Here is a 25,642-nt window from a genome sequence, read left to right as displayed (position 1 = left end):
TCACGAACCTCGCAGCCGGGCCCCGAGGCGTTCGGCGGCCAGCGCCACCGCGGCGTCGCGGGCCGCGCTGGTCTCCTCGACGGTCAGCGTGCGGCCGGGGGCCCGGAAGCGCAGGGCGTAGGCGAGCGACTTGCCGCCCTCGCCGACCTGGGCCCCGGTGTAGACGTCGAACAGCCGGATGGACTCCAGCAGCTCGCCCGCCCCCTCGCGGAGCACCGCCTCCACCTCGGCCACCGGGGTGGCGGCGGGCACGATGAGCGCGACGTCCTGGGTGGCGACCGGGTAGGACGACACGGCGGGGGCCTGGGCCAGGCCGCTCATCGCGCTCTCCAGCCGGCTCAGCTCCAGCTCCATGGCGCAGGTGCGCGGCGGCAGGCCGTACGCCTCGGCGACCCTCGGGTGCAGCTCGCCCGCGTGCCCGATCAGCACGTCGCCCACATGGATGGACGCGCAGCGGCCCGGGTGCCACGGCTCGTGCGTCGCGGCGGCCACGACCGGGTCGAACCCGGCCTCGCGCACCACGACCCGCGCGGCCTCGATGGCGTCGGCCCAGGTCGCCGGGCGGCCGGGACCCCACCAGCCGGACCGCTCGAACTCGCCGGTCAGCACGGCGGCCACGCGGTAGGGCTGCGTGGGCAGCGCCGCCTCGATCATGGCCAGCTCGTCGGCGGTGGGCCTGCGGTCCACGCCGAGGACCGGAGCGGTGGCGGGCGCGCCGGGAACCGGCCGGTAGACCAGCCCGTTCTCGAACAGCGTCACATCGCCCGCTCCCCTGCCGACGTTGCGGACCAGGATCTTCAGCAGGCCGGGCAGCAGCGTGGTGCGCAGCAGCGGCTCGTCCTCGCTGAGCGGGTTGGCCAGCCGCACCGCCAGGCGGCGCGGGTCGTCGGCGGCCAGCCGCAGGTTGTCGAGGTCGCGCTCGCCCATGAACGGGTAGGCCAGCACCTCGACGTATCCTGCGGCGGCCAGCGCCCGCCCGGCGCGGCGGCGCAGCCGCTGGCCCTCGGTGAGCCCGCCGCCCGCGGGGGCGGCAGGGAGCACGGAGTCGAGCCGCTGGTAGCCCTCCAGCCGGATGACCTCTTCGGCCAGGTCGTTGGGGTCGGTGAGGTCCAGCCGCCAGGTGGGCGGGGTGACCGTCAGCAGGTCGGTCTCCCCGTCGCTCACGTCGAGCTGTTCGCGCAGGTCGCCGCCGGTCACGGTGCCCGTGCCGGTCACCGGCCCGCCGCCGCACTGCGGGTCGGCGCCCTCGGCGACGGTGCAGCCGACCTGCTCCAGCCGGCGGATGACGGCCTCGCGCGGGTAGGTCAGACCGGCCACCCGCCCCGGGTAGGCGGCGGGGATGGTGATCCGGACCGGCTCGACGTCGATCGAGGCATGGGTCACGCCCGGGCCCGCCGTACCGCCGCCCAGCTCGACCAGCAGCCGCACCGCGCGCCAGGAGGCGTACAGCGGCAGCTCGCGGTCCACGCCCCGCTCGAAGCGCCGGGACGCCTCGCTGACCAGGCCGTGCCTGCGGGACATGCGGGCGGTGCCGGTGGCCGAGAAGTGCGCCGCCTCGATCACCAGCTCGGTGGAGCCCTCGGAGATCTCGGTCTCCAGGCCGCCCATGGTGCCCGCCATCGAGATCGCGCCCGACTCGTCGGTGATCAGGATGTCGTCGGTGTGCAGCTTGCGCACGACGTGGTCGAGCGTCTCCAGCGTCTCGCCCTCGCGGGCCCGGCGCACCACGATCTCGCCGGTCAGCCGGGTGCGGTCGAAGGCGTGCAGCGGCTGGCCGAGCTCCAGCATCACGTAGTTGGTGACATCGACGGCCAGCGACACCGGGCGCATCCCGGCCCGCAGCAGCCGGATGCGCATCCACAGCGGGCTGGGCGCGGCCGGGTCGAAGCCGCCGACCTCGCGCAGCACGAACCGGTCGCAGGCGGTGGGGTCGGCGATGGAGGCGGGGTAGCCCGACTCGGCCGAGGCCGGCAGGTCGAGGTCGGCCGGGTCGCGGAACGGCACGCCGAAGGCGGTCGCCGCCTCGCGCGCCACGCCCCGGATGGACAGGGCGTAGCCGCGGTCGGGGGTGACCTCCAGCTCGATGACCTCATCGCGCAGGGACAGCAGCTCCACCACGTCGGCGCCGATCGGCGAGCCGGGCGACAGGACCAGGATGCCCGCGGAGGTCTCGGCGATGGCCAGCTCCTGCTCGGAGCAGATCATGCCGTCGGAGAGCCTGCCGTACGTCTTGCGTGCGCCGATCTCGAACCCGCCGGGCAGGACCGCGCCCGGCAGCGCCACCGGGACCCGGTCGCCGACCGAGAAGTTGCTCGCGCCGCAGATGATGCCGCGCGGAGCGGCCTCGCCCACCTCCACCTGACAGTAGCGGACCGGCTTGTTGAACCCGGTCAGCTCCTCGATGTCGAGGACCTCGCCGACCACGACGTTCTTGATCTCGTGGCCATAGGAGGTGATCGACTCCAGCTTCAGCCCGGCGGCGGTGAGCCGGTCGGCGATCTCGTGCGCGGTGACCGCGGGCAGGTCGACGAACTCCCGCAGCCAGGAGAGCGGGACCCTCATCAGACCTCCATCCCGAACGGGAGCGTGAAGCGCACGTCTCCCTCGACCATGTCACGCATGTCCTCGGCGTTGTGCCGGAACATCAGGGTGCGCTCGACGCCCATGCCGAACGCGAACCCGGAGTAGCGCTTGGGGTCGACGCCGCAGGCGACCAGCACCCGCGGGTTGACCATGCCGCAGCCGCCCCACTCGATCCAGCCCTCGGACTTGCAGGTGCGGCACGGCGGGCCGCCCGGGACCGCCGAGGCGCCCCGGCACACGAAACACTTGAGGTCCATCTCGGCGGACGGCTCGGTGAAGGGGAAGTAGTTGGGCCGGAACCGGGTCGTCATGCCCTCGCCGAACATCACCTCCGCGAACCGGTCGAGGGTGCCCTTCAGGTGGCCCATCGTCAGGCCCTCGTCCACGGCGATCCCCTCGATCTGGTGGAACACCGGGGTGTGCGTGACGTCGAGCTCGTCGGTGCGGAACACCTTGCCCGGCGAGATGACGTAGCACGGCACACCGCGCGCGAGCAGCGCCCTGACCTGCATCGGCGAGGTCTGGGTGCGCAGCACCTTGCCCGAGTCGACCGATTCCACGAAGAAGGTGTCGTGGTCGGAGCGCGCGGGGTGGTCGGGCGCGATGTTGAGGGCGTCGAAGTTGAACCACTCGCCCTCCAGCTCCGGCCCCTCGGCGACCTCGTAGCCCATGGCCACGAAGACGTCGGCCACGCGCTCTTGCAGCGTGGTCAGCGGGTGCCTGGCGCCGCGCGGCAGGCGGTCCCAGGGCAGGGTGACGTCAACGGCCTCCTCGACCAGTACGCGTTCGTCGCGCTCGGCGGTGAGCTCGGTCTGGCGGGCGGCGAGGGCCTCGGCGACCGCCTTGCGGGCCATGCCCACGCGCTTGCCCGCCTCGGCACGCGCCTGTGGGGGCAGCGCGCCGATCTCCCGGTTGGCGAGGGCGATCGGGGACCGGTCGCCGGCGTGCGCCAGCCGTACCTTCTTGAGTGCGTCGAGGTCGCCTGCCGCCTTGATGGCGGCCAGGGCGTCGTCCCGCATGCGCGCCACCTCGTCGGCGTGCAGCGGGGTGACCTCGACCGGGTCGTAGTTAGACAAGACAGAGCTCCGATTCAGGGCTTGAGCGGCACGAGTCTAGTGCTTTCCGCGCTGGAGCCCACCGGGAGGACGACCGCGGGTTCGCTCAGGCGAAGTCGGGCGTGCCGGTGGGCACGGTAAATCGGAAATCCGCGCCGCCCTCCGGGGCACGCTGCACGGTGATCGTGCCGCCGTGCGCCTCCACGAGACCCTTGACGATGAACAGGCCGAGCCCGGTGCCGCCGCGGCGGCGGCCCTGCCCTCGCCAGAACTGCCGGAACACGCGCGTGGCCAGCTCGGGCGCGATGCCCTCGCCTTCGTCCCGGACGGACACGGCCACTCCCCACTCGATCGGTTCCACGACTATTGTCACCGTACCGCGTCCGTGGCGCACGGCGTTTTCCAGCAGGTTGGCCAGGATCTGGTCGATCTTGTCCTGGTCGAGCCAGGTCTCGGGGAGCTCGCCCTCCACGTGCAGCCGGAACCGGCCGTCGCGTTCACCGGCCGCCACCCGCCCGGCGATCAGCCGCCGTACCCGTGCCGGGATGTCCACCACCTGGCGGTGCAACTGCAACCGGCCGGACTCGATGCGGGACACGTCGAGCAGCTCGGTGATCAGCCGGGTGACCCGGTCGGCGTCGGAGTTGACGGTCTCCAGCATGACGCGCTTCTGGTCGTCGGTGAAGCGGGACCACTTGGCCAGCAGCGTGGCGGTGAACCCCTTCACGCTGGTCAGCGGGGAGCGCAGCTCGTGGGCCACGGTGGAGACCAGGTCGGCCCTGCTGCGCTCCAGACGGGCGCGGGCGCCCGCGTCGCGCAGGGTCACCACCACCCGGACGACCTCGCCGCCGCGCTCGGGCTCGCGCACCAGCCGGGCGGCGAGCAGCAACTCCTGACCGCCGGGGACCTGGACGTAGCACTCGGGCTGGCGGGTGCGGGTGCGCGGCCCGCCCGCGGGGTCGAGCCACTTCCACCACTCGCGCCCGTCAGGGTCCTTGAAGGGGAAGACGTCACGGATGTCGCTGCCGACCGCGGCCTCGGGGCGCACCCCGGTCAACCGCGCCGCGGCTCGGTTGACCAGCAGGATCAGGCCCTCGTGGTCGATGACGATCAGGCCGTCGGGCAGCTCGTCGGCGCTGACCGGGCATGCGGCACCAGGGTGCGGCGTATCGGTGTTCTCGCCCTGCAACGACCCCGCCTCCTCGACCTACAAGGCGACAATAGCGGGTTTCCGGCCCCCTACGGCAGCCTCACTTTTCCCGCTGAGCCCGGGCAGATGCGTACAAACACACCGCTGCGGCGGTCGCGAGATTGAGGCTTTCCGCACCCCCGTAGATGGGCACGCGGACCACCTCGTCGGCCTCGGCGAGGATCTCTTCGGGCAGGCCCCACGCCTCGTTGCCGAAGACCCACGCGGTCGGCCCGGACAGGTCCACATCGTCGAGCGTGCGCTCCCCCGCGCCGTCGGCGGCGAGCACCCGCAGCCCGCGCTCGCGCAGCAGGGCCACGGTCCGCGCGAACGGCTCGCCGGTGGCGACCGGCAGGTGGAACAGGCTGCCCGCGCTGGCCCGGACGCACTTGCCGTTGTAGGGGTCCACCGAGGCGTCGGTGAACACCACCGCGTCGGCGCCCGCGGCGTCGGCGGTGCGCAGCACGGTGCCCGCGTTGCCGGGGTCGCGTACGTGCGCCAGCACGGCGACCAGCCGGGCGTCCTCGCGCACGGCCTCGATCAGCGGCACGTGCAGCAGCCGACACACCGCGAGCACGCCCTGCGGGGTCACCGTCTGGGCCAGCTCGGCCATGACCTCTCCGCTGGCCAGGTGGACCGGTACGCCCGCCGCCGCCGCGTCGGCCATGATCGCCGGATGCCTGGACCCGGCGTCGGCCGTGGCGAACAGCTCGACGGTGACGCCCGGCAGCCGCAGCGCCTCGCGCACCGCCTGCGGCCCCTCGGCCAGGAACGCCCGGTCGCGGTCGCGGAAGGCCCGTTTGGCCAGCCGTTTGGCCGCCTTCACCTTCTGCGACCTGATGCTGGTCAGTTCAGACGTGGCCATCGCGCTCCCCCGCCACTGGGACGAACAGGTCGGTGCATACGAAACCGCCGTGACCCCACGGCCACGCGGCCCCTTCGGCGGGGTCGGCGCGGAGCCGCGCGATCACGGCGGACGGTGACGCCGTCAGGCGACCGGCGCGTTGACGTCGGCGGGCAGCGCCTTGCGCGCGGCCTCGACCAGCGTCGAGAAGGTCTGGGCGTCGGTGACGGCCAGATCGGCGAGGATCTTGCGGTCGACCTCGATGCCCGCGAGCTTCAGGCCCTGGATGAACCGGTTGTAGGTGATGCCGTTCTGCCGGGCCGCGGCGTTGATCCGCTGGATCCACAGCCGCCGGAACTGGCCCTTGCGATCCTTGCGGTCGCGGTAGGCGTAGGTCATCGAGTGGAGCATCTGCTCCTTGGCCTTGCGGTACAGGCGCGACCGCTGACCCCGGTAGCCGCTCGCCCGTTCGAGAACGACCCGGCGCTTCTTCTTGGCGTTGAGCGCCCGCTTCACGCGTGCCATCTGTATCTATCTCCCCGGGAATCGCTTTACTTTGCGAGCAGCTTCTTGATCTTCTTGGTGTCCGCGGCGGACATGACCACGTCGGGAGCGAGACGCCGGGTCAGGGTGGACGGCTTGTGCTCGTTGTAGTGCGCGCGGTTGGCCCGGCGACGGATGATCTTTCCGGATCCGGTCATCCGGAACCGCTTCTTGGCACCGCTGTGCGTCTTCATCTTCGGCATGACAGCCGTCTCTCCCTCGTTCCTCGTGCCGATGTCCCGGGCCGGTGACCCGAGTCAAGGGCATGCCTGACATCGAGACCGTACCGGTCCCGGCTTGGTCGGCGGCCGTGGCCCCCGTGCAGGGCCTACCGGCGGCTAACCTTCCTCGACAGCCTCGTTCGCCGCGTCGTCATCGCCGCGTCGGGCCTTGGCGGCCGCCTTTTCGGCCTTGGCCTCGGCCTTCTTCTTGTGCGGCCCGATCACCATGATCATGTTACGGCCGTCCTGCTTCGGCTGCGACTCGACGAAGCCCAGCTCCGTCACGTCCTCAGCGAGCCGCCGCAGCAGCCGGGAACCCAGCTCGGGCCGGGACTGCTCACGACCCCTGAACATGATCGTGACCTTGACCTTGTCCCCCGCCTTGAGGAAGCGCACGACGTGACCCTTCTTGGTCTCGTAGTCGTGCGGGTCGATCTTCGGCCGGAGCTTGATCTCCTTGATGATCGTGTGCGCCTGGTTGCGGCGCGCCTCGCGCGCCTTCATCGCGGACTCGTACTTGAACTTTCCGTAGTCCATGAGCTTGCACACAGGCGGCCGAGCGGTAGCCGCGACCTCCACCAGATCCAGGTCGGCCTCCTGGGCCAGCTTCAGCGCATCGTGAATGGAGACGATGCCGACCTGCTCACCGTTGGGACCGACGAGGCGGACCTCAGGTACGCGGATACGCTCGTTGATGCGGGGTTCGGCGCTGATGGGACCTCCTAGGTTTACGATCCTCGGCCGCCTCCGGGCGGCCGCCACGTGCTCGATCGTGCCGGGGTCCATACCGCGACGCCAGATGCTGGCGAAACGAAATGCCCCGCACGTCGCGCATGCGGGGCCACCGAGCCTAACAGGCTCTCCGGAACTCGAATCCGGTTGTGATCCTTGACCCGCCGGCCGCAGGGCCGGTCAGGTGGGAGGAAGACCTCCGCTTGCGCATCCGGCAGGCACGCCGGACCGATCGAGTACTTACGTTACCACAACGCGTGCCACCGGCAGAATCATCCCGCGGCCCGGCGCGCCAGCTCCGCCTCGCCCGCGGCGCGCATGGCCTCGACGGGGACGTCGCCGCGGCCGGTCATCAGCTCCACCTGGCGCACCGCCTGGTGGAGCAGCATGGCGAAGCCGCTCACCACGGTGCCGCCCTTGGCGGCCACCGCCTCCGCCGCCGCGGTCGGCCACGGCGAGTAGGCCACGTCCAGCAACGCGGGCACCCCGGCCAGCGCGCCGGCCAGCGGGTCGGCCGCCCCGGAGGGCAGTGTGCTGATCACCAGGTCGGTGGCGGCGATGTCGGAAAGGGCGTCCAGGCCCCGTACCGACAGCGTGAGGCCGAGCCGGTCGGCGACCCGCAGCGTGTCCGCCGCGCGGCCGGGGTCGCGGACCACCAGCGTGGCGGTGTCCAGACCGAGGTCGCGCAGGGCGGCCAGCGCGGAGGCCGCCGTGGCCCCGCCGCCGAGGACCGCCGCGGAGCCGGGGGCGCGCACGCCCGCCTCCCGTAGCGCCGCCACGATGCCGTGGACGTCGGTGTTGTCGCCGTGCCTGCCGCCCGTGCCGCCGCCGTCGAACAGGACGGTGTTCACCCCGCCCACCTCGACGGCCAGGTCGGAGACCGAGTCGAGCAACGGCAGCACGGCCCGCTTGAGCGGCATGGTGAGCGACAGGCCCGCCCATTCCGGCCCGAGGCCCGCCAGCAGGGCGGGCAGCTCCGCCTCGTCGCACTCGATCGCCTGGTAGCTCCAGCCGGACAGGCCGAGCGCCGCGTAAGCCGCCCGGTGCAGCACGGGCGAGAGCGAATGGGCGATCGGAGAGCCGAGCACCGCCGCCCTCGCCATGCCTGGTGCCTGTGTCATCCGCCCTGGTAGTTCTTCTCGAATTCGCCCTTGAACTGCAGGAACTCATTGTAGTTCGTGGTGAACTTGGTGATGCCCTGCTTGGGGTCGGTGGTGACGAAGTAGAGCCAGCCGCCGTCCGCCGGGTTGAGCGCCGCCTGGATGGCGTGGTCGCCGGGGTTGCTGATGGGGCCGGGCGGCAGGCCGTCGATCTGGTAGGTGTTGTAGGGCGACTCGCTCTTCAGCTCGGCGTTGCTGGCGGCGATGCCGAACTTGTTCAGGCCGTACATGGTGGTGCTGTCCATCTGCAGGCGCATCGGCGGCTTCTGGGCCAGCCGGTTGTAGATCACCCTGGCGACCTTCGGCATGTCGGACGCCCGGCCGGACTCGGCCTGCACGATGCTGGCGATGGTGAGCAGCTGGTGCTGGGTCAGCCTGAGGTCCTTGGCCGCCTCCTGCATGCCGGCCTGCTCGGCGGCGGCCCCGTAGCGGTCCACCATCCTCGTGAGGATCTCGGTCGGCGTCATCTTCGGCGTGATCTCGTAGGTCGCCGGGAAAGCGTAGCCCTCCAGCTTGCCCTTCGCGGCGCGCGGCAGGTCGAGCGCCTTGGCGGCGGCCTCGAACTCCCGCACTGGGATCTTCGTCTGCTTGGACAGCTCGGCGAGGATCTGGGAGACCCGCAGACCCTCCCTGATGGTGATCTTGGCCAGCAGCCGCTTGGACGGGTCGAGCAGCGTGACCGCCTCGGCGGCGGCCATGCGCTTGCGCATCTTGTACTCGCCGGGCTGCAGAGAACCGCTCTTGCCGGCCGCGTCGGCGGCGTTGGTGAACGCCCGCGCGCTGGCCACGATGCCCTCCTTCTCCAGGAGGGCGGCGACCTCGGCGGCGCTCGCGCCCTGGCGCACCTCCACCACGACCTCGCCGGTGCCCTTGCCGACGAAGTCGTCGGGCACCATGACGTCGTTCAGCCACTGGTAGCCGTAGTAGGCACCGCCGCCGAAGATGCCGAGCAGGATGATCACCGCCAGCATCGGCGCCAGGAAGCCGCCGCGGTTACGGCGGCGACGCCGACGGCGGCCGCGCTTGCGCGCACGTCCTGCATTGGACCGGCCGCGGCGCCGCGACCGGTCGTCATCGTCATCGGTGCCGAGCAGGAAGTCCATATCGAGATCGTTCATAGGTGCGCTGGCCAATCTCCCGGTACGGACGGCCCGGCGTCAAGCGAATCAGCCGAACCGGTAGCGAGGCCGAGCCGGCCGGAACGGTGTCCCGGAGTGCCGGGTACGCTCGGCTGCCCCGACGGGATGGGGGGTATCCCACCGGACATCAATTCGTCCCGAGGTAATTCTGCGACTCTTCCCGGTATCTCACAGACTCGCTCTCTTTGTCAGGAAATTTCGTGATTCTAACCTGGCCAGGCCATGCCGGAACCCCCTGCCGAACATCCCTGTCTGGATCCGAGGCCGTCACGAAGGTGCCTTCCCCGGGAAATTTCCCGCAGGAACCGCTGATAGTCCATAGTTCGGAAAAGTGTTATGGACGATGGGTACCGTCAACGAGCGCTGCCTCCGGACCCCGCCTCGACGGGCCTTCCGGGCGGCCGGCCCGCGGCCCGCTCGGCGTCCAGGGCGGCCTGCAACAGTACGACGGCGGCGGCCTGATCCACCACCTCGCGCTGGTTCTTGGCCCGCACTCCGCTCGCGCGCAGGTCGCGCTGCGCGCTCACCGTGGTCAGCCGCTCGTCGAACAGCCGCACCGGCACCGGCGCCAGCCGCGCCGCGAGCCGCCGGGCGAAGGCGGTGGCCAGCTCGGCCGCCTTACCGGCCCGGCCGGACAGCGAGGTGGGCAGCCCCACCACGACCTCGATGACCTCATACTCGGCGGCGATCTCCGCGATCCGGGCCAGGTCGCCCTTCCCCGCCCGCACGGTCTCCACCGGCGTGGCCAGCAACCCCGAGGGATCGCTACGCGCCACCCCGACCCGAACCGCGCCGACATCGACACCCAGCCGCACCCCGCGCCTCATCCCGCCCCCCGAGTGCAGGCCCGCATGCCACGCCTGGAGGTGAAACCCCCTCGCGCACAGGCGAAAGCCCGCCGCCCGTAAGACGGTGTGCCACAAACGCAGGCGAAACCCCGCCGCGCACAGGGCCGCCTGCCGCAGGCACGAGGGGAAGCCGCCCGCGTCCCCTGCGCGCGAGTGGAAGCCACACGCCCGGAAGACCACGTACCGCACACGCAGGTGAAACCCCGCCGCGCACAGAGCCGCCTGCCGTACACGCGGGTGAGACCCCACCGCCCACAACACCACGTACCGCGCCCGCAACCGAGGTCCCGCCGCGTACAGGGCCGCCTGCCGCAGGCACGGGTCACAACCCGCCGCGTGCCTCGTGCGCGTCTGAAATCCCCCCGCATGCGGACGGACGCGCCGTGTGCCTCCGGTCCCCCGGCCGCCGGAATGTGGCACACGGTGCGTCTGCTGTCGCTCACGCGAGCCGCTGGGCCACCGCGGAGCGTACCGCGTGGAGGGCGTCGCCGATGGACTCGGGGCGGGCGCCGCCGCCCTGGGCCACGTCGTCCTTGCCGCCGCCACCGCCGCCGAGCTGCTTGGCGGCCACGCCGACCAGGCGGCCCGCCGACAGGCCGAGCGCGCGGCCCTGCTCGTTGACCGCGGCCACGACCACCGGGCGCTCGGCGGGCACGCCCGCGATCACCACGACGGCGGCGCGGTCGGCGGGGAACCTGCCCCGTACATCCAGGGCCAGCTTGCGCAGGTCGTCGGCGGAGGTGCCGTCGGGCGCCCGGTGGGTCACCACGGAGGCGCCGCTGACGTCGGCCGCCCCCGCGGCCAGCTCGCCCGCCACGGCGAGCACCTGGGCCGAGCGCAGCCGCTCCAGCTCCTTCTCCGCCGCGCGCAGCCGCCCGACGATGCCCTCGACCCGCTCGGGCAGCTCTTCCCTGCGGGCCTTGAGCTGCTCGCTGAGCTGGGCGACCAGCACGCTCTCCCGGGCCAGGAAGCGGAAGGCGTCGAGTCCCACTAGGGCCTCCACCCGGCGCACGCCCGCGCCGATGGACGACTCGCCGAGCACCTTGATCAGCCCGAGGTGGCCGGAACTGGCCACGTGAGTACCGCCGCACAGCTCGCGGGAGTAGTCGCCGACCTCGACGATGCGGACCTCGTCGCCGTACTTCTCGCCGAACAGGGCCAGCGCGCCCATCGCCCGCGCCTCGCGCTGGGTGGTGTAGAACGCGTTGACCGCCAGGTCGTTGATCAGGACGGCGTTGACCTCGTCCTCGACGTCGCGCAGCACGCTGGGCGGCACCGCGCCCGCCGCGGTGAAGTCGAACCGGAAGCGGCCCGGCGAGTTTTCCGAGCCGGCCTGCGCGGCCGTCTCGCCGAGCGCGTTGCGGAAGCCGCGGTGCACCAGGTGGGTGGCGGTGTGGCTGCGCGAGATGGCGCGGCGGCGCTCGACGTCGATCTCGGCCTGGGCTTGGTCGCCCACCCGGACCTCGCCGGTGCGCACCGTGCCCCGGTGCACGATCAGCCCGGCGAGCGGGGACTGCACGTCCACGATGTCGATCTCGGCCCCGGCGGTGCGGATGACGCCCTGGTCGGCGAGCTGCCCGCCGCCCTCGGCGTAGAACGGGGTGCGGCTCAGCACGATCTCGACGGCCGAGCCGGCGCCCGCCGCGGGCACCGCGGCGCCGTCGATCATGATGCCGGCGACCTCGCTCTCGGCCACCGTCTGGTCATAGCCCAGGAAGTCGACCCGGCCCGCGCGCTCCAGGATCTGGCCGAGCACGGAGATGTCGGCGTTGCCGGTCTTCTTGGCGGCGGCGTCGGCCTTGGCCCGCTCGCGCTGCTCGCGCATCAGCCGGCGAAAGCCCTCCTCGTCGACCTTCAGGCCCTGCTCGGCGGCCATCTCCAGGGTGAGGTCGATGGGGAAGCCGTAGGTGTCGTGGAGCTGGAACGCCTGGGTCCCGGCCAGCACCTGGCCGCCCTTGCGCTTGGTCTCCTCCACCGCCACGTCGAAGATCGCGGTGCCGGTGCGCAGCGTGCCCAGGAAGGACGCCTCCTCGGCGTCGATCACGCCGTGGATCTGCGGGGCGTCGGCCACCAGCTCGGGGTACTGGCGCCCCATGACGTCGATGGCGACCGCGGTCAGCTCGTGCATGTAGCGCTCGTCGCCGGAGCCGAGCAGCCGCAGGTTGCGGATCGAGCGGCGCAGGATGCGGCGCAGCACGTAGCCGCGGCCCTCGTTGCCCGGCATCACCCCGTCGGCGACCAGCATCGTGCCGGTGCGGACATGGTCGGCGACCACGCGCAGGCTGACGTCGGCGCGCTGGTCGCGGCCGTAGCGGGTGCGGGTGAGGTCGGCCGCGCGGTCCAGGATCTTGTAGGTGGTGTCGATCTCGTAGATGTTGTCGACGCCCTGCAGGATCGCCGCCATGCGCTCAAGGCCCATGCCGGTGTCGATGTTCTTGGCCGGCAGCTCGCCCTGGACGTCGAAGTCGACCTTGCTGCGCACCTCGGCGAGCTGCGCCTGCATGAAGACGAGGTTCCAGACTTCGAGGTAGCGGTTCTCGTCGGCGATGGGACCGCCCTCGCGGCCGTACTCCGGGCCGCGGTCGTAGTAGATCTCCGAGCAGGGACCGCCCGGGCCGGGGACGCCCATGTGCCAGTAGTTGTCGGCCAGGCCGCGGCGCTGGATGCGCTCCATCGGGACGCCGACCTTGCCGTGCCACAGCGCGACGGCGTCGTCGTCGTCCTCGAAGACGGTGACCCACAGCCGCTCTTCGGGGAAGGCGAAGCCGCCGTCGGCCTCCGAGCGGGTCAGCAGCTCCCAGGCGAACGGGATGGCCCCGTCCTTGAAGTAGTCGCCGAAGGAGAAGTTGCCGAGCATCTGGAAGAAGGTGGCGTGCCTGGTGGTCTTGCCGACCTCGTCGATGTCGGGGGTGCGCACGCACTTCTGGGCGGTGGTGAGCCGGTTGGCGGGAGGCTTGCGCTGGCCCAGGAAGTAGGGCTTGAAGGGCACCATGCCCGCGTTGACGAGCAGCAGCGTCGGATCCTCGGCGACCAGGCTGGCCGAGGGCACGATGGTGTGCCCACGCTCCTCGAAGAAGCGCAGGAAGCGGCGGGCGATCTCTGCCGACTCCATGTCAGCGGCCGTCCTTCAGGTAGTGGTTTGCAGGGAGGGTCGGGTCGATGCCCGTGTCGAGGCCGTACTGGGCCCGAAGCTCGGTCTCGCGCTTGGCCGCCGCCTCCATGGCGTCGCCGGCGAAGTCGCGCAGCCCGGCCATGGCCCCGGAGACCCGGTCCGCGGCGCGGTGCGCGATGTGGTCCGGTTGCAGGGCGCGCAGCCTGCGCATCACCCAGACGGCGGCGAGCGCGCCCAGGGAGAGGTAGAAGAGCCTGCGGATCATCGCCGCCGCCCTGCCGAGAGGGGCCGCCGGTGCGGATCGCGGCGTGCGGCGGCGGCGCGGCGCACGCCGTGGCCGAGCGCGGAGACCTTGATCAGCGGGCCGGTGACCAGCGTGGAGGCGATGGCGCTGAGCCGCGCCAGGTGGCCGCTGACCTGCTTGACGTCGGTGGAGATGGCCTCGACGGCGACGAGCCGCCGGTTGGCCTCGCCGACGGTGGCCGTGACGTCGTCGAGCAGCGGCGCGACACGGTCGCTCAGCTCGGAGACCATCTTGGTGGTCTCGTTCAGCAGCCGGGCGACCTTGACCAGCACCATGGCGAGAAAGCAGACCAGGATCGCCCAGAACATGGCGACCACCAGGCCCGCGACCTCTCCCGCGGTAAGCATCTGTGGTTCAGATCCCCTCGTTGGCGACCCGGCTCACTGTCGAGCGGAGTGGAAAGACCCTATCGTGCCGGGACGACCGCCCGGCGCCTATCCGTCGATGGTACGGCTCCGGCCGGATCACCCCTGACCGCCACCCCGCAGGAAGGCGCGGATCTTGGACCAGCGCTCGCCGAAGGCGGCCTCGGCCCCATGGCCGGTCGGCTCGTAGTAGCGGCGGTCGCGCAACTCGGCGGGGGCGTAGTCCTGGCGGACCAGGCCGTGCTCGTAGTCGTGCGGGTACTTGTAGCCCTTGCCGTGGCCGAGCTCCTTGGAGCCGCGGTTGTGCGCGTCGCGCAGGTGTACGGGGACCTGGCCGATCGACCCCCGCGAGACGTCGGCGCAGGCCTCGCCGATGGCCTTGATCACGGCGTTGGACTTGGGCGCCAGCGCGCAGTGGATCACCGCCTGGGCCAGGTTGAGCCGGCCCTCTGGCAGGCCGATGAACTCCACCGCCTGCGCCGCGGCCACCGCGACCTGCAGGCAGGTGGGGTCGGCCATGCCCACGTCTTCTGAGGCGAAGATGACGATGCGCCTGGCGATGAACCGCGGGTCCTCCCCCGCCTCCACCATGCGGGCCAGGTAGTGCAGCGCGGCGTCGGCGTCGGAGCCGCGCATCGACTTGATGAAGGCGCTGATCACGTCGTAGTGCTGGTCGCCCTGGCGGTCGTAGCGGACCGCCGCCTTGTCCACCGCGCGCTCGACGACCTCGACGGTGATGTCGTCGGCCAGCAGGGCGGCGGCCTCCAGGTAGGTGAGGGAGCGGCGGGCGTCGCCGCCCGCCAGGCGTACGAGCTGGTCGAGTGCGTCGGGCGCGAGGCGGGCCCGGCCGTCGAGCCCGCGCGGGTCGCCGACGGCGCGCTCCAGCACCGCGCGCACGTCGTCGTCGGACAGCGACTCCAAGGTGAGCAGCAGCGAGCGGGACAGCAGCGGCGAGATGACGGAGAAGAACGGGTTTTCCGTGGTGGCGCCGATGAAGGTGACCCAGCGGTTCTCCACGGCGGGCAGCAGGGCGTCCTGCTGGGCCTTGTTGAAGCGGTGCACCTCATCGACGAACAGGACCGTCTGCCGCCCGGTCATGCCCAGCTCGCGCCGCGCCGAGTCGATGGCGGCGCGGACGTCCTTGACCCCGGCCGACACCGCCGAGACCTCGATGAAGCGGCGCTTGGTGACGCCCGCGACCACGTAGGCGAGGGTGGTCTTGCCGGTGCCCGGCGGCCCCCACAGGAAGAGCGACATGGGGGCCTCGCTCTCCACCAGCCGGCGCAGCGGGGTGCCCTGGCCGAGCAGGTGGCGCTGGCCCAGCACCTCGTCGAGGCCGCGCGGACGCATGCGCACCGCGAGCGGCTCCTGCCCGCGATGCGCCTCCTCGGCCGCCGAATCGAACAGACTGTCCACTGGCAGCAGCCTACCGCCGTCCACGGGCCTTGCGGTCAGCCCCAGACGGCGATCGCGCCCGTGTGACCGGCGCGGATCACGTAGAAGCCGGCCGCCAGGGCGAGCAGCACGGTCACCCCGGACAGCGCCGCCGCGGGGACCTTGCCCGCCCTGGACCCGGCGAAGACCATCAGCAGCCCGGCCAGGCCGAGCCCCGCGGTGGTCCACAGCAGCGGTGCGGCGAAGCCCTCGTGGTCACCGATGGTCGCGGCCATGGGACCGGGGACGCCGTCGGGGAACAGGTGGTCCTTCAGCGCCAGGCCGCTCTGCCTGGCGGCGAACACGGACGCGGGGGCGGCGATGGACAGCCCCACGACGGCCCAGCCGAGCCGCGGCCGCCAGGCGGGGACCAGGGCGTGGGCGGCGCACACGAGGGCCGCGAGCGGGGCCAGGACGACGGCGGCGTGGATGATCAGGGGGTGGGCCGGGAGGCCGAAAAGCTGCTCGAACATGCGAGTGCTCCTGGTGCGAGCGGGGGCACGATGGGTGCGCCGTGATGGACAGGCCGTTTCCTGCAATACGGATGCCGGGCCGCCGCTGGTTCCCGGCATCGCGGATCTCTCCGGCATCTCGGGCAAATTGCGGCTCTTACGTATTCCACATCTCAGGGCCGGTACGATTCGCCGAGTTGTACGTCAAGCAATCCATCCTGGAGGAAACAGCGGTGAGCGGCGACGACCGTCAGAGCGAGCTGGCGCAGCAGCACAAACAGCGGCAGGCTCAGCGGGCCGCCGAGGAGCGCAAGGCGAGCGCCAGGGCGAAGCGGAACGTCACCGTCGGGGCGGGGCTCGGAGTCGTGGTCGTGGCGGGCGGGGTCATCGCCGCGATGACGCTGCTCGGCGGAGGGAAGGCGGGCACGGCGGCGACCTCCGCCTCGAAGTCCCCGGCACCCTCGACGTCGCCCTCGACGCCGGTGACCACCCCGTCCATCGGCGCGTCCGCCGGCGCCAAGCCGGGCACCTGCGAATACCGCAAGGACGAGAGCAAGAGCCCGGCCAAGGACGTGGGCAGGCCGCCGGGCAAGCCCAACCTGAAGTGGAAGACGATGACGATCGAGACCAACCAGGGCGACATCGTCATCGATCTGGCGACCGACAAGGCGCCGTGCACGGTCAACTCCTTCGCCTTCCTGGCCAAGAAGAACTTCTTCGACGGCACCCGGTGTCACCGGCTGGCCGCGCCGGCCACCACCGGCCTGGCGCTGCTCCAGTGCGGCGACCCGTTCGCCAAGGGGGACGGCAAGTCCAAGACGGACGGCGCGGGCAGCCCCGGCTACATCTTCAACGACGAGAACCTCGGCGGGATGTCCTACGACAGGGGCACGGTGTTCATGGCGCAGGGCTCCGAGGACGCCAACTCCAACGGCAGCCAGTTCGCGATCTCCTATGCCAACGACACGACGGCTCTCGACGCCCAGCCCGCCTACACGCCGTTCGGCAGGGTGAGCAAGGGCCTGGACGTGATCGACAAGATCGTCAAGGGCGGCTGGATCACCAACGAGGCCGACGCGCGGGACGAGGGCGGCTCGCACGCCCCGAAGCTCCCGGTCATCGTCAAGGACCTGCGCCTGGCCAGGTAGCCGGCCAAGCGAGCGGACACGAGCGGAAGGCCGCCGCCCCTCCTGAGGGGCGGCGGCCTTCCGTCGTCAGCGGGCCGTCACGCGGTCGCGGCGCCCTCCTCCTCGCGCGGGCGGGCGTCCACACCGGCCTCCTTGCGCTGGTCGGCGGTGATCGGGGTGGGCGCGCCGGTCAGCGGGTCGAAGCCGGAGGCGGTCTTGGGGAAGGCGATCACGTCGCGGATCGACTCGCCGCCCGCCAGCAGCATGCAGATGCGGTCCCAGCCGTAGGCGATGCCGCCGTGCGGCGGCGGGCCGTACTTGAACGCCTCCAGCAGGAACCCGAACTTGCTCTCCGCCTCCTCCTTGGAGATGCCCAGCACGTCGAACACCCGCTGCTGCATCTCGGCCCGGTGGATACGGATGGAGCCGCCGCCGATCTCCATGCCGTTGCAGACCATGTCGTAGGCGTAGGCCAGGGCCTCGGCCGGGTGGTCCTGGAAGTTGTCGGCCCACTCGGGCTTGGGGCCGGTGAACGGGTGGTGGACGGCCGTCCAGCCGCCCTCGCCGTCGTCTTCGAACATGGGGGCGTCCACGACCCACAGGAACGACCACTGCGACTCGTCGATCAGCCCGCAGCGCCGGCCGATCTCCAGGCGGGCCGCGCCGAGCAGTTCGCGCGAGTCGGACGGCTTGCCCGCCGCGAAGAAGACGGCGTCGCCCGGCCGCGCCCCGGTCTGGTCCGCCAGGCCCGCCAGCTCGGCCTCTGAGAGGTTCTTGGCCACCGGCCCGCCCAGGGTGCCGTCCTGCTGCACGAGCACGTAGGCGAGGCCCCTGGCGCCGCGCGCCTTGGCCCAGTCCTGCCAGGCGTCCAGCTCCCTGCGGGTCTGCCCGGCACCGCCCGGCATCACCACGGCACCGACGTAGGGGGCCTGGAACACCCGGAAGGAGGTGCCGGAGAAGTATCCGGTCATGTCGACCAGCTCGCAGCCGAAGCGCAGGTCGGGCTTGTCGGAGCCGTACCGGGCCATCGCGTCGGCGTAGGTCATCCGGGGCAGCGGCGTGGGCAGCTCGTGGCCGGCGATCTCCTTCCACAGCCGCCCGACCAGCGCCTCGCCCAGCGCGATCACGTCGTCCTGGTCGACGAAGGACATCTCCACGTCGATCTGGGTGAACTCGGGCTGCCGGTCGGCGCGGAGGTCCTCGTCGCGGTAGCACTTGGCGAGCTGGTAGTAGCGCTCCAGCCCGGAGACCATCAGGAGCTGCTTGAAGAGCTGCGGCGACTGCGGCAGCGCGTACCAGTGGCCGGGCTGCAGGCGGACCGGCACCAGGAAGTCGCGGGCGCCCTCGGGCGTGGAGCGGGTCAGCGAGGGCGTCTCGACGTAGACGAACCCGTGCTCGTCCATCACCTGGTGGGCCAGGTACGTGGCCTTGGAGCGGATGCGCAGCGCCTCGGCCACCTGCGGACGGCGGATGTCGAGGTAGCGGTACTTCAGCCGGGCCTCCTCCGAGACCCCGGTGCCGCCCTCGATGGGGAAGGGCAGCGGCGCCGCCTCGCTGAGCACGACCACCTCGTCGGCCACGACCTCGACCTCGCCGGTGGGCAGGTCGGGGTTCTCGTTGCCCTCGGGCCGCACGCGCACCTGGCCGACCACCCGCAGGCAGTACTCGGAGCGCAGGTCGTGGGCGACCTCGTCCTCCCTGAACACGACCTGGGCACTGCCCGAGGCGTCGCGCAGGTCGATGAAGACGACGCCGCCGTGGTCACGGCGACGGGCCACCCATCCGGCCAGCGTCACCTGCCGGCCCGCGTGCTCCTTGCGGAGCGAGCCGGCCGTATGCGTGCGGATCACTGAATCTTCCCTTTCAAGACGTGGACGACCTGGGCCAGCGGCACCTCGGTCTGCTCCGCGGTGGTCAGGTCCTTCACCTGTACGGCCTGCGCCGCCAGGTCGCGCTCGCCCAGGATGAGCGCGAACCGCGCGCCCGAGCGGTCGGCGCCCTTCATGGCGCCCTTCAGGCCCTTGCCGCCGAAGGCCATGTCGGCGACCAGTCCCGCCGCGCGGATCTCGGCCAGCAGCCGGAACATCCGGCGGCGCGCCTCCTCGCCCAGCGGCACGCCGTACACCTGGACCGGGACGCCCCCGGCCGGGTCCTCCTCGCCGAACAGCCCCTCGGCCTCCATGGCGAGGACCGTGCGGTCGACCCCGATGGCCCAGCCGACCCCGGGCAGCGGCGGCCCGCCGATCATTTCGCTCAGCCCGTCGTAGCGGCCGCCGCCGCCGACCGCCGACTGCGAGCCGAGCCCGTCGTGGACGAACTCGAACGTGGTGCGCATGTAGTAGTCGAGCCCGCGGACCAGGCGGGGGTCGTCGGTGTAGGCGACGCCCATGGCCGAGAGCAGCGAGCGGACCTCCTCGTGGTAGGCCTTGCACGCCTCGCACAGGTGGTCGGTGACCAGCGGCGCGGCGGCGAGCCTGGCCTGGAGCTCCGGCCGGCGGTCGTCGAGCACGCGCAGCGGGTTGATCTCGGCCCGCCGCCGGGTCGGCTCGTCCAGGTCCAGGCCGGCCAGGAAGCCCTGCAGCGCCGCCCGGTAGGCGGGGCGGCACTCCTTGCAGCCCAGGGTGTTGAGGAGCAGGGTGACGCCGGTCAGGCCGAGCGCGGCGTAGCCCTCGGCGGCGAGCAGGATCACCTCGGCGTCGAGCACCGGGTCATCGGCGCCCAGGGCCTCGATGCCGACCTGGGAGAAGTGGCGGTAGCGGCCGCGCTGGGCGCGCTCGTAGCGGAAGTTGTTGCCCGAGTACCACAGCTTGACCGGCAGCCTGCCGTTGTGCAGGCCGTGCTGGAGCACCGCGCGCACGACCGGCGCGGTGCCCTCCGGGCGCAGCGTGATGGACCTGCCGCCCTTGTCGTCGAAGGTGTACATCTCCTTGGACACGATGTCGGTGGACTCGCCCACCCCCCGGGCGAACAGCGCGGTGTCCTCGAAGGTCGGCGTCTCGATGTAGCCGTAGCCGGCCCGGCGGGCGGGCGCGGACACGGCCTCGCGGACCCGCAGCGCGCGCTCCGAGCGCGGCGGCAGCCAGTCGAAGGTGCCCTTGGGCGATTGGAAGGCCATTCAGATCCCCCTGGTGGGACCGGCGAGCGGGATCGCCTCCGCCAGATACGGGTTGGCGGCGCGCTCCCGGCCGATCGTGGTCTGTGGTCCGTGCCCGGGCAGGACCACCGTCTCATCTGGCAGGGGAAGGCATTTGCCGGCGAGGCTGGCCAGGATCTGCCGGTAGTCGCCGCCGGGCAGGTCGGTACGCCCGATGGATCCGGAGAACAGCAGGTCGCCGGAGAACATCACCTGCTCCCCCGCGAGCCTGAAGCAGACCGACCCCGGGGTGTGGCCCGGGGTGTGATCGACGGTGACCGTCAGGCCGGCCAGCTCCAGCACCGCGCCGTCGGCCAGCTCGCGCACGTCGTCGGGTTCGCTCAGGGTGAGCCCGCCGAAGATCTGCCCGGAGGCGGCCGAGAAGCCCTTGGCGGGATCGCTGAGCAGGTGGCGGTCGTCCGGGTGGATCCAGGCGGGGATGTCACGCGCCCCGCACACCGGCGCCACCGACCAGACGTGGTCGATGTGTCCGTGTGTGGCCAGCACCGCGACCGGCTTCAGCCGATGCTCGCGCAGGACGTCGTCGAGGTCGCCGACGGCGTCCTGGCCTGGGTCGATGACCACGCACTCCTCGCCTGCGGCGGGGGCTACGACGTAACAGTTGGCCTGGAAGGCCCCTGCGGGAAACCCGGCGATCAGCATCTGCCTCAGTTGATCTCGTCAAGAATGCGGATGGGAATGTAACCGAAGGGTACCGGTGCCGGTCGCCGGGCTGCGAACCATTAGGTGTTGGCCGATACGATTCGCCCACCTCAGTTAGTTCATCGGCGTGACACTCGAAGGGTGGACGGCAGTGGCAACCGGCAAGGAGCGGCAGCGACAGCTCGCGCGTGAGCACTACGAGCGTCAGATGCAACGGCGGATCGAGCGTCAGGCCAAGACCAAGCGCAACGCGGTCATCGGCTCCACGATCGGCGTCGTGGTGGTGATCGGAGGCGTGGTGGCCGCGGTCACGCTGTTGGGCGGCGGCGATTCCCGCCCGCAGGCGGCGTCCAGCCCTTCTCCCTCCTCCTCTCCCTTGGACGCGACGAAGGTGAGCTGCTCCTACCCGGAGGACGCCAAGGGGGTGACCAAGAAGGTCGGCACTCCCCCGAGCAAGCCCGACCTGACCGCGACGCAGATGAGGCTCGGCACCAGCCAGGGCGAGATCGTCGTGGACATGCAGCCGATGAAGGCGCCCTGCACGGTCAACTCCTTCGCCTTCCTGGCGGGCAAGGACTACTTCGACGGCACCAGCTGCCACCGGCTGGTCACCCCGGAGACCGGCGGCCTGGCGATCCTGCAGTGCGGCGACCCGAAGGCCAAGGCCGACGGCAAGGGCGGAACGGACGGCCAGGGCGGTCCCGGCTACAGCTTCGCCGACGAGAACCTGGGCGGGATGCCCTACGGCCGGGGCGTCGTGGCGATGGCCAACAGCGGCGAGAACACCAACGGCAGCCAGTTCTTCCTCATCTTCGGGGACGAGACCAAGTCCCTCCCCCCGAAGTACACCCCATTCGGTACCGTCAGCAAGGGAATGGACATCCTCGACAAGGTGGCCAAAGGTGGGTTCCTGGCGGACAACACCGCCCCGAAGGTGAAAGTGCAAATCAAAGACGTGACAATCTCTGGCAAGAGCTGACGTAATAGCCACATAGGTCAGGGACTATCAAGTGGAGGACACGGTGAGCACCGACCCGTGGGGCCGGGTAGACGACGACGGCACCGTCTACGTGCGTACGGCTGAGGGAGAGCGAGCCGTCGGGTCCTGGCAGGCCGGTGAGCCCGAAGAGGCGCTGGCCTACTTCCATCGCAAGTTCGAGGAGCTCGCCACCCAGGTCGAGCTGCTCGAACAGCGGCTACGTGGCACCGACCTGCCCCCCGCGCAGGCCGAGGCGGGCATCACCAAGCTGCGCGAGGCGATCACGGACGCCCACGCCGTGGGCGACCTCGACGCCCTGCTGGGCCGCCTGGACACCCTGACCGACCTGGTCGCCAAGCGGCGCGAGGAGGTCAAGGTGGCCCGCGACCAGGCCCGCGCGGAGGCGCGGTCGGTCAAGGAGCGCATCGTCGGCGAGGCCGAGCGGATCGCCACCGAGACCACCCACTGGAAGTCCGGCGGCGAACGGCTGCGTCAGCTCGTCGAGGAGTGGAAGGCCGCCGACCGCATCGACCGCGTCACCGAGGCGGCGCTGTGGAAGCGGCTGTCGGCGGCCCGCACGGCGTTCGCCAAGCGGCGCAAGGTGTACTTCGCGGGGCTCGACGAGCAGCGCGAGGGCGTCCGCGCGGAGAAGGACCAGATCGTCGCCGAGGCCGAGGCCCTGGCCGGCTCCACCGACTGGGGGGCGACCGCGGCCGCCTACCGCGAGCTGATGCGCCGCTGGAAGGCCGCGGGCCGTGCCTCCCGCGAGGTCGAGGAGGAGCTGTGGACCCGCTTCAAGGGGGCCCAGGACCAGTTCTTCCAGGCGCGTTCGGCTGTCTTCGCCGAGCGTGACGCGTCCCTGCGGGAGAACGCCGAGGTCAAGGAGCAGTTGCTGGCCGAGGCCGAGAAGATCCTGCCGGTGACCGACGCGCGCAGCGCCCGTGCCGCCCTGCGTCACCTGCTGGAGCGCTGGGAGGCGGCCGGGCCGGTGCCTCGCGACCTGCGCGACCGCCTCGAAGGCGGGCTGCGCCGGGTGGACGACGCGGTGCGCAAGGCCGAGGAGTCGGAGTGGAAGCGCTCCAACCCCGAGGCCCGGGCCCGGGCCCAGGACACCGTCAACCAGCTGCGCCGCTCCATCGACCAGCTTGAGGCCCGCCTGTCCCAGGCGCGCGCCGCCGGCCTGGAGAAGGACGTCAGGGAGCACGAGGACGCGCTCGCCGCCCGCAGGTCCTGGCTGGAGGAGGCCGAGCGCACGCTCGGCGAGTTCTCCTGAAGGGCTCTCACATCCGGTGGCGCACCGGCCCGCCCGGACAGGCCCCGCAGAGCCCCTGAAAGGGCCTGTGCCGGGCCGGCGCGCCACCGGCCACCCCGAACCACGGGTGGCGGCTTCGCGCGCCCTACGGGCCGCCAGAGGGCGTCAGTTGTTCACCCGGTAGACGTCGTAGACGCCTTGCACGTTGCGCACGCCCTTCAGGACGTGACCGAGGTGCTTGGGGTCGCCCATCTCGAAGGTGAACCTGCTCACCGCGACCCGGTCGCGGGAGGTCGCCACGGACGCCGACAGTATGTTGACGTGGTGGTCCGACAGGGTGCGGGTCACGTCGGACAGCAGCCGCGGCCGGTCCAGCGCCTCGACCTGGATGGCCACCAGGAAGACCGAGTCGTCACCCGGCGACCAGCTCACCTCGACCAAGCGGTCCTGCTGGGCGCGCAGCTGCTCGACGTTGGGGCAGTTGACCCGGTGGACCGACACCCCGTGGCCGCGGGTGACGAACCCGAGGATCTCATCGCCCGGCACCGGTGTGCAGCAGCGCGACAGGCGCACCCAGACGTCCTGGTCGCCGGCCACGATCACGCCCGCGTTGGCGCCGGTGCGGGGCCGGCCGCGCAGCCGGGTCGGGACGGACGCCTCGGCGATGTCCTCCTGCGCGCTGTCCACGCCGCCGATCGACTCGACCAGCTTGCCGACCACCGACTGGGCCGAGACGTGGCCCTCGCCGACCGCCGCGTACAGCGCCGACACGTCGGGATAGCGCAGGTCACGGGCCAGGGCGAGCAGGGCCTCCCCCGACATCAGCCGCTGCAGGGGCAGCCCCTGCTTGCGCATCGCCCGGCCGATGGCCTCCTTGCCCGCCTCGATCGCGGTCTCGCGGCGCTCCTTGGAGAACCACTGCCGGATCTTGTTGCGGGCCCGGCCGCTCTTGACGAACTTCAGCCAGTCGCGCGACGGCCCGGCGTCCTGGGACTTGGAGGTGAAGATCTCCACCGTGTCGCCGTTGCCCAGCCGCGACTCCAGCGGCACCAGGCGGCCGTTGACCCGCGCGCCGATGCAGCGGTGGCCGACCTCGGTGTGCACGGCGTAGGCGAAGTCGACCGGGGTCGCCCCCTCGGGCAGCGCGATGACCTGGCCGCGCGGCGTGAAGACGTAGACCTCCGAGACCGAGAGGTCGAAGCGCAGCGACTCCAGGAACTCCCCGGGGTCGGAGGTCTCCTTCTGCCAGTCCAGGAGCTGCCGCAGCCAGGCCATGTCGCTGCCGGGCCTGACCTTGGCCCCGCCCGGGCCGGTGGCGGTCAGGTCTTCTTTGTACTTCCAGTGCGCGGCCACGCCGTACTCGGCCCTGTGGTGCATCGCGTGTGTGCGGATCTGCAGCTCGACCGTCTTGCCCTCGGGCCCGATGACCGTCGTGTGCAACGACTGGTACATGTTGAACTTGGGCATCGCGATGTAGTCCTTGAACCGGCCGGGGACCGGGTTCCACCTGGCGTGGATCGTTCCGAGGGCCGCATAGCAGTCGCGAACCGTGTCCACCAGCACCCGGATGCCCACCAGGTCGTAGATGTCGTCGAAGGCGACGTCTCTGGCGATCATCTTCTGGTAGATCGAGTAGTAGTGCTTGGGGCGGCCCTTCACGGTGGCGCGGATCTTGGCGTCCCGCAGGTCGGCCGCGACCTTCTCGATCACCTCTTGCAGGAACAGGTCGCGGCGCGGCGCGCGCTCGGAGACCATCCGGGCGATCTCGTCGTAGCGCTTGGGGTAGAGCAGCGCGAACGCGAGGTCCTCCAGCTCCCACTTGATGGTGTTCATGCCCAGGCGGTGGGCCAGCGGGGCGAAGATCTCCAGCGTCTCGCGGGACTTCTGCTCGCGCTTGTGCGGCGGCAGGTAGCGCATGGTCCGCATGTTGTGCAGGCGGTCGGCGAGCTTGATGACCAGCACGCGGATGTCGCGCGACATGGCCACGACCATCTTGCGCACGGTCTCGGCCTGGGCCGCGTCGCCGAACTTGACCTTGTCCAGCTTGGTCACGCCGTCCACCAGCAGGCCGACGTTCTCGCCGAAGTCGCGGCGCAGCTCGTCCAGGCTGTAGGCGGTGTCCTCGACGGTGTCGTGCAGCAGCGCGGCGCACAGGGTCTCGTCGTCGGTGCCCAGCTCGGCCAGGATGGTGGCGACCGCGAGCGGGTGGGTGATGTAGGGGTCGCCGCTCTTGCGCTTCTGGCCGCGGTGGTGGTGGGCGGCCACCTCGTAGGCGCGTTCGATGAGCCGCAGGTCGGCTTTCGGGTGCGTCGCCTTCACGGTGCGGAACAGAGGTTCGAGCACCGGGTTCATGGCCCCTCCCCCAAACCGCGAGAGCCTGCCGCGCCGCGGCGGCGCCGCGGGGCGGTCCTGACCGGCTCCCGGCGCACCACCGGGACCGCCCTGCGGGGCGGCGGGCCCGGGGGCCGCACCGCCTGCGGTCGTCTCTGACACCACCACGTCACGGG

General features: G+C 71.5%; 22 protein-coding genes. 3 read left to right on the top strand and 19 right to left on the bottom strand.

Annotated features, from left to right (window positions below; translation table 11 throughout):
• From DP939_RS39975 to DP939_RS39905, 15 genes are all read right to left on the bottom strand, one after another.
• Nucleotides 1-2,562 (bottom strand): phenylalanine--tRNA ligase subunit beta, encoded by a 2,562-nt coding sequence (locus DP939_RS39975; RefSeq protein ID WP_113986050.1) that lies wholly within the window; start codon nt 2,560-2,562, stop codon nt 1-3.
• Nucleotides 2,562-3,602: a phenylalanine--tRNA ligase subunit alpha gene (pheS, locus tag DP939_RS39970; protein WP_113986069.1), complete on the bottom strand. Its 1,041-nt coding sequence runs from the start codon at nt 3,600-3,602 to the stop codon at nt 2,562-2,564. Before pheS ends, DP939_RS39975 begins: the two co-directional genes overlap by 1 nt.
• A 142-nt stretch (nt 3,603-3,744) precedes the next feature.
• Complete coding sequence (locus tag DP939_RS39965) at nt 3,745-4,827, bottom strand: ATP-binding protein (protein ID WP_113986049.1); 1,083 nt, start codon at nt 4,825-4,827, stop codon at nt 3,745-3,747.
• A 61-nt stretch (nt 4,828-4,888) separates the two neighbouring features.
• The gene (locus DP939_RS39960) at nt 4,889-5,692 is read right to left on the bottom strand and encodes a TrmH family RNA methyltransferase (protein WP_113986048.1); all 804 of its coding nucleotides are present in this window, start codon (nt 5,690-5,692) and stop codon (nt 4,889-4,891) included.
• Nucleotides 5,693-5,815: 123 nt separating this feature from the next.
• The gene (gene rplT / locus DP939_RS39955) at nt 5,816-6,196 is read right to left on the bottom strand and encodes a 50S ribosomal protein L20 (RefSeq protein ID WP_111167198.1); all 381 of its coding nucleotides are present in this window, start codon (nt 6,194-6,196) and stop codon (nt 5,816-5,818) included.
• 26 nt (nt 6,197-6,222) lie between these two features.
• Nucleotides 6,223-6,417, bottom strand: a complete 195-nt coding sequence (rpmI, locus tag DP939_RS39950) for a 50S ribosomal protein L35 (protein ID WP_111167197.1) — start codon at nt 6,415-6,417, stop codon at nt 6,223-6,225.
• A 135-nt stretch (nt 6,418-6,552) separates the two neighbouring features.
• Complete coding sequence (gene infC / locus DP939_RS39945; RefSeq protein WP_199565719.1) at nt 6,553-7,221, bottom strand: translation initiation factor IF-3; 669 nt, start codon at nt 7,219-7,221, stop codon at nt 6,553-6,555.
• Nucleotides 7,222-7,439: 218 nt separating this feature from the next.
• Complete coding sequence (locus DP939_RS39940) at nt 7,440-8,288, bottom strand: shikimate dehydrogenase (protein WP_225878780.1); 849 nt, start codon at nt 8,286-8,288, stop codon at nt 7,440-7,442.
• The gene (gene mltG / locus DP939_RS39935) at nt 8,285-9,445 is read right to left on the bottom strand and encodes an endolytic transglycosylase MltG (RefSeq protein WP_113986046.1); all 1,161 of its coding nucleotides are present in this window, start codon (nt 9,443-9,445) and stop codon (nt 8,285-8,287) included. The genes DP939_RS39940 and mltG overlap by 4 nt, the downstream gene beginning before the upstream one ends.
• Nucleotides 9,446-9,819: 374 nt before the next feature.
• Nucleotides 9,820-10,293: a Holliday junction resolvase RuvX gene (gene ruvX / locus DP939_RS39930; RefSeq protein ID WP_113986045.1), complete on the bottom strand. Its 474-nt coding sequence runs from the start codon at nt 10,291-10,293 to the stop codon at nt 9,820-9,822.
• 460 nt (nt 10,294-10,753) lie between these two features.
• A complete protein-coding gene (gene alaS, locus DP939_RS39925; protein WP_113986044.1) occupies nt 10,754-13,426 on the bottom strand; it encodes an alanine--tRNA ligase in 2,673 nt (890 codons plus the stop codon).
• A 1-nt stretch (nt 13,427) separates the two neighbouring features.
• A complete protein-coding gene (locus DP939_RS39920; RefSeq protein WP_113986043.1) occupies nt 13,428-13,691 on the bottom strand; it encodes a hypothetical protein in 264 nt (87 codons plus the stop codon).
• Nucleotides 13,688-14,077: a DUF948 domain-containing protein gene (locus tag DP939_RS39915; RefSeq protein ID WP_113986042.1), complete on the bottom strand. Its 390-nt coding sequence runs from the start codon at nt 14,075-14,077 to the stop codon at nt 13,688-13,690. Before DP939_RS39915 ends, DP939_RS39920 begins: the two co-directional genes overlap by 4 nt.
• Before the next feature lie 117 nt (nt 14,078-14,194).
• Nucleotides 14,195-15,511: a replication-associated recombination protein A gene (locus DP939_RS39910; protein WP_113986041.1), complete on the bottom strand. Its 1,317-nt coding sequence runs from the start codon at nt 15,509-15,511 to the stop codon at nt 14,195-14,197.
• A gap of 35 nt (nt 15,512-15,546) precedes the next feature.
• Entirely contained in the window at nt 15,547-16,002 is a 456-nt protein-coding gene (locus tag DP939_RS39905; RefSeq protein WP_113986040.1) for a DUF2231 domain-containing protein, read from the bottom strand.
• A 176-nt stretch (nt 16,003-16,178) separates the two neighbouring features.
• Here DP939_RS39905 and DP939_RS39900 point away from each other — a divergent pair, with 176 nt between their 5' ends.
• Entirely contained in the window at nt 16,179-17,129 is a 951-nt protein-coding gene (locus tag DP939_RS39900) for a peptidylprolyl isomerase (RefSeq protein WP_225878779.1), read from the top strand.
• 77 nt (nt 17,130-17,206) lie between these two features.
• Here DP939_RS39900 and aspS read toward each other — a convergent pair whose 3' ends face one another.
• From aspS to DP939_RS39885, 3 genes are read right to left on the bottom strand one after another with little or no spacing between them, the layout of a single operon-like run.
• Complete coding sequence (aspS, locus tag DP939_RS39895; protein WP_113986038.1) at nt 17,207-18,958, bottom strand: aspartate--tRNA ligase; 1,752 nt, start codon at nt 18,956-18,958, stop codon at nt 17,207-17,209.
• Entirely contained in the window at nt 18,955-20,223 is a 1,269-nt protein-coding gene (gene hisS, locus DP939_RS39890; protein WP_113986037.1) for a histidine--tRNA ligase, read from the bottom strand. Before hisS ends, aspS begins: the two co-directional genes overlap by 4 nt.
• Nucleotides 20,224-20,904, bottom strand: coding sequence for an MBL fold metallo-hydrolase (locus DP939_RS39885; protein ID WP_113986036.1), 681 nt, complete (start codon nt 20,902-20,904; stop codon nt 20,224-20,226).
• A gap of 151 nt (nt 20,905-21,055) precedes the next feature.
• Here DP939_RS39885 and DP939_RS39880 point away from each other — a divergent pair, with 151 nt between their 5' ends.
• Nucleotides 21,056-21,883: a peptidylprolyl isomerase gene (locus DP939_RS39880; RefSeq protein ID WP_225878778.1), complete on the top strand. Its 828-nt coding sequence runs from the start codon at nt 21,056-21,058 to the stop codon at nt 21,881-21,883.
• Between the two features lie 43 nt (nt 21,884-21,926).
• The gene (locus DP939_RS39875) at nt 21,927-23,156 is read left to right on the top strand and encodes a DUF349 domain-containing protein (protein ID WP_113986066.1); all 1,230 of its coding nucleotides are present in this window, start codon (nt 21,927-21,929) and stop codon (nt 23,154-23,156) included.
• Nucleotides 23,157-23,300: 144 nt separating this feature from the next.
• Here the strand turns inward: DP939_RS39875 and DP939_RS39870 are convergent, their stop codons facing one another.
• Nucleotides 23,301-25,487 carry a RelA/SpoT family protein gene (locus tag DP939_RS39870; protein WP_113986035.1) on the bottom strand — a complete coding sequence of 729 codons (2,187 nt, stop codon included), beginning with the start codon at nt 25,485-25,487 and terminating at the stop codon, nt 23,301-23,303.
• Nucleotides 25,488-25,642: the final 155 nt, after the last annotated feature.

The organism is Spongiactinospora rosea (genome assembly GCF_003315795.1).
GTDB classification, from domain to species: Bacteria; Actinomycetota; Actinomycetes; order Streptosporangiales; family Streptosporangiaceae; genus Spongiactinospora; species Spongiactinospora rosea.
Note: the sequence above shows the minus strand (reverse complement) of the source record. Positions and strands in the feature narration are given on the sequence as shown.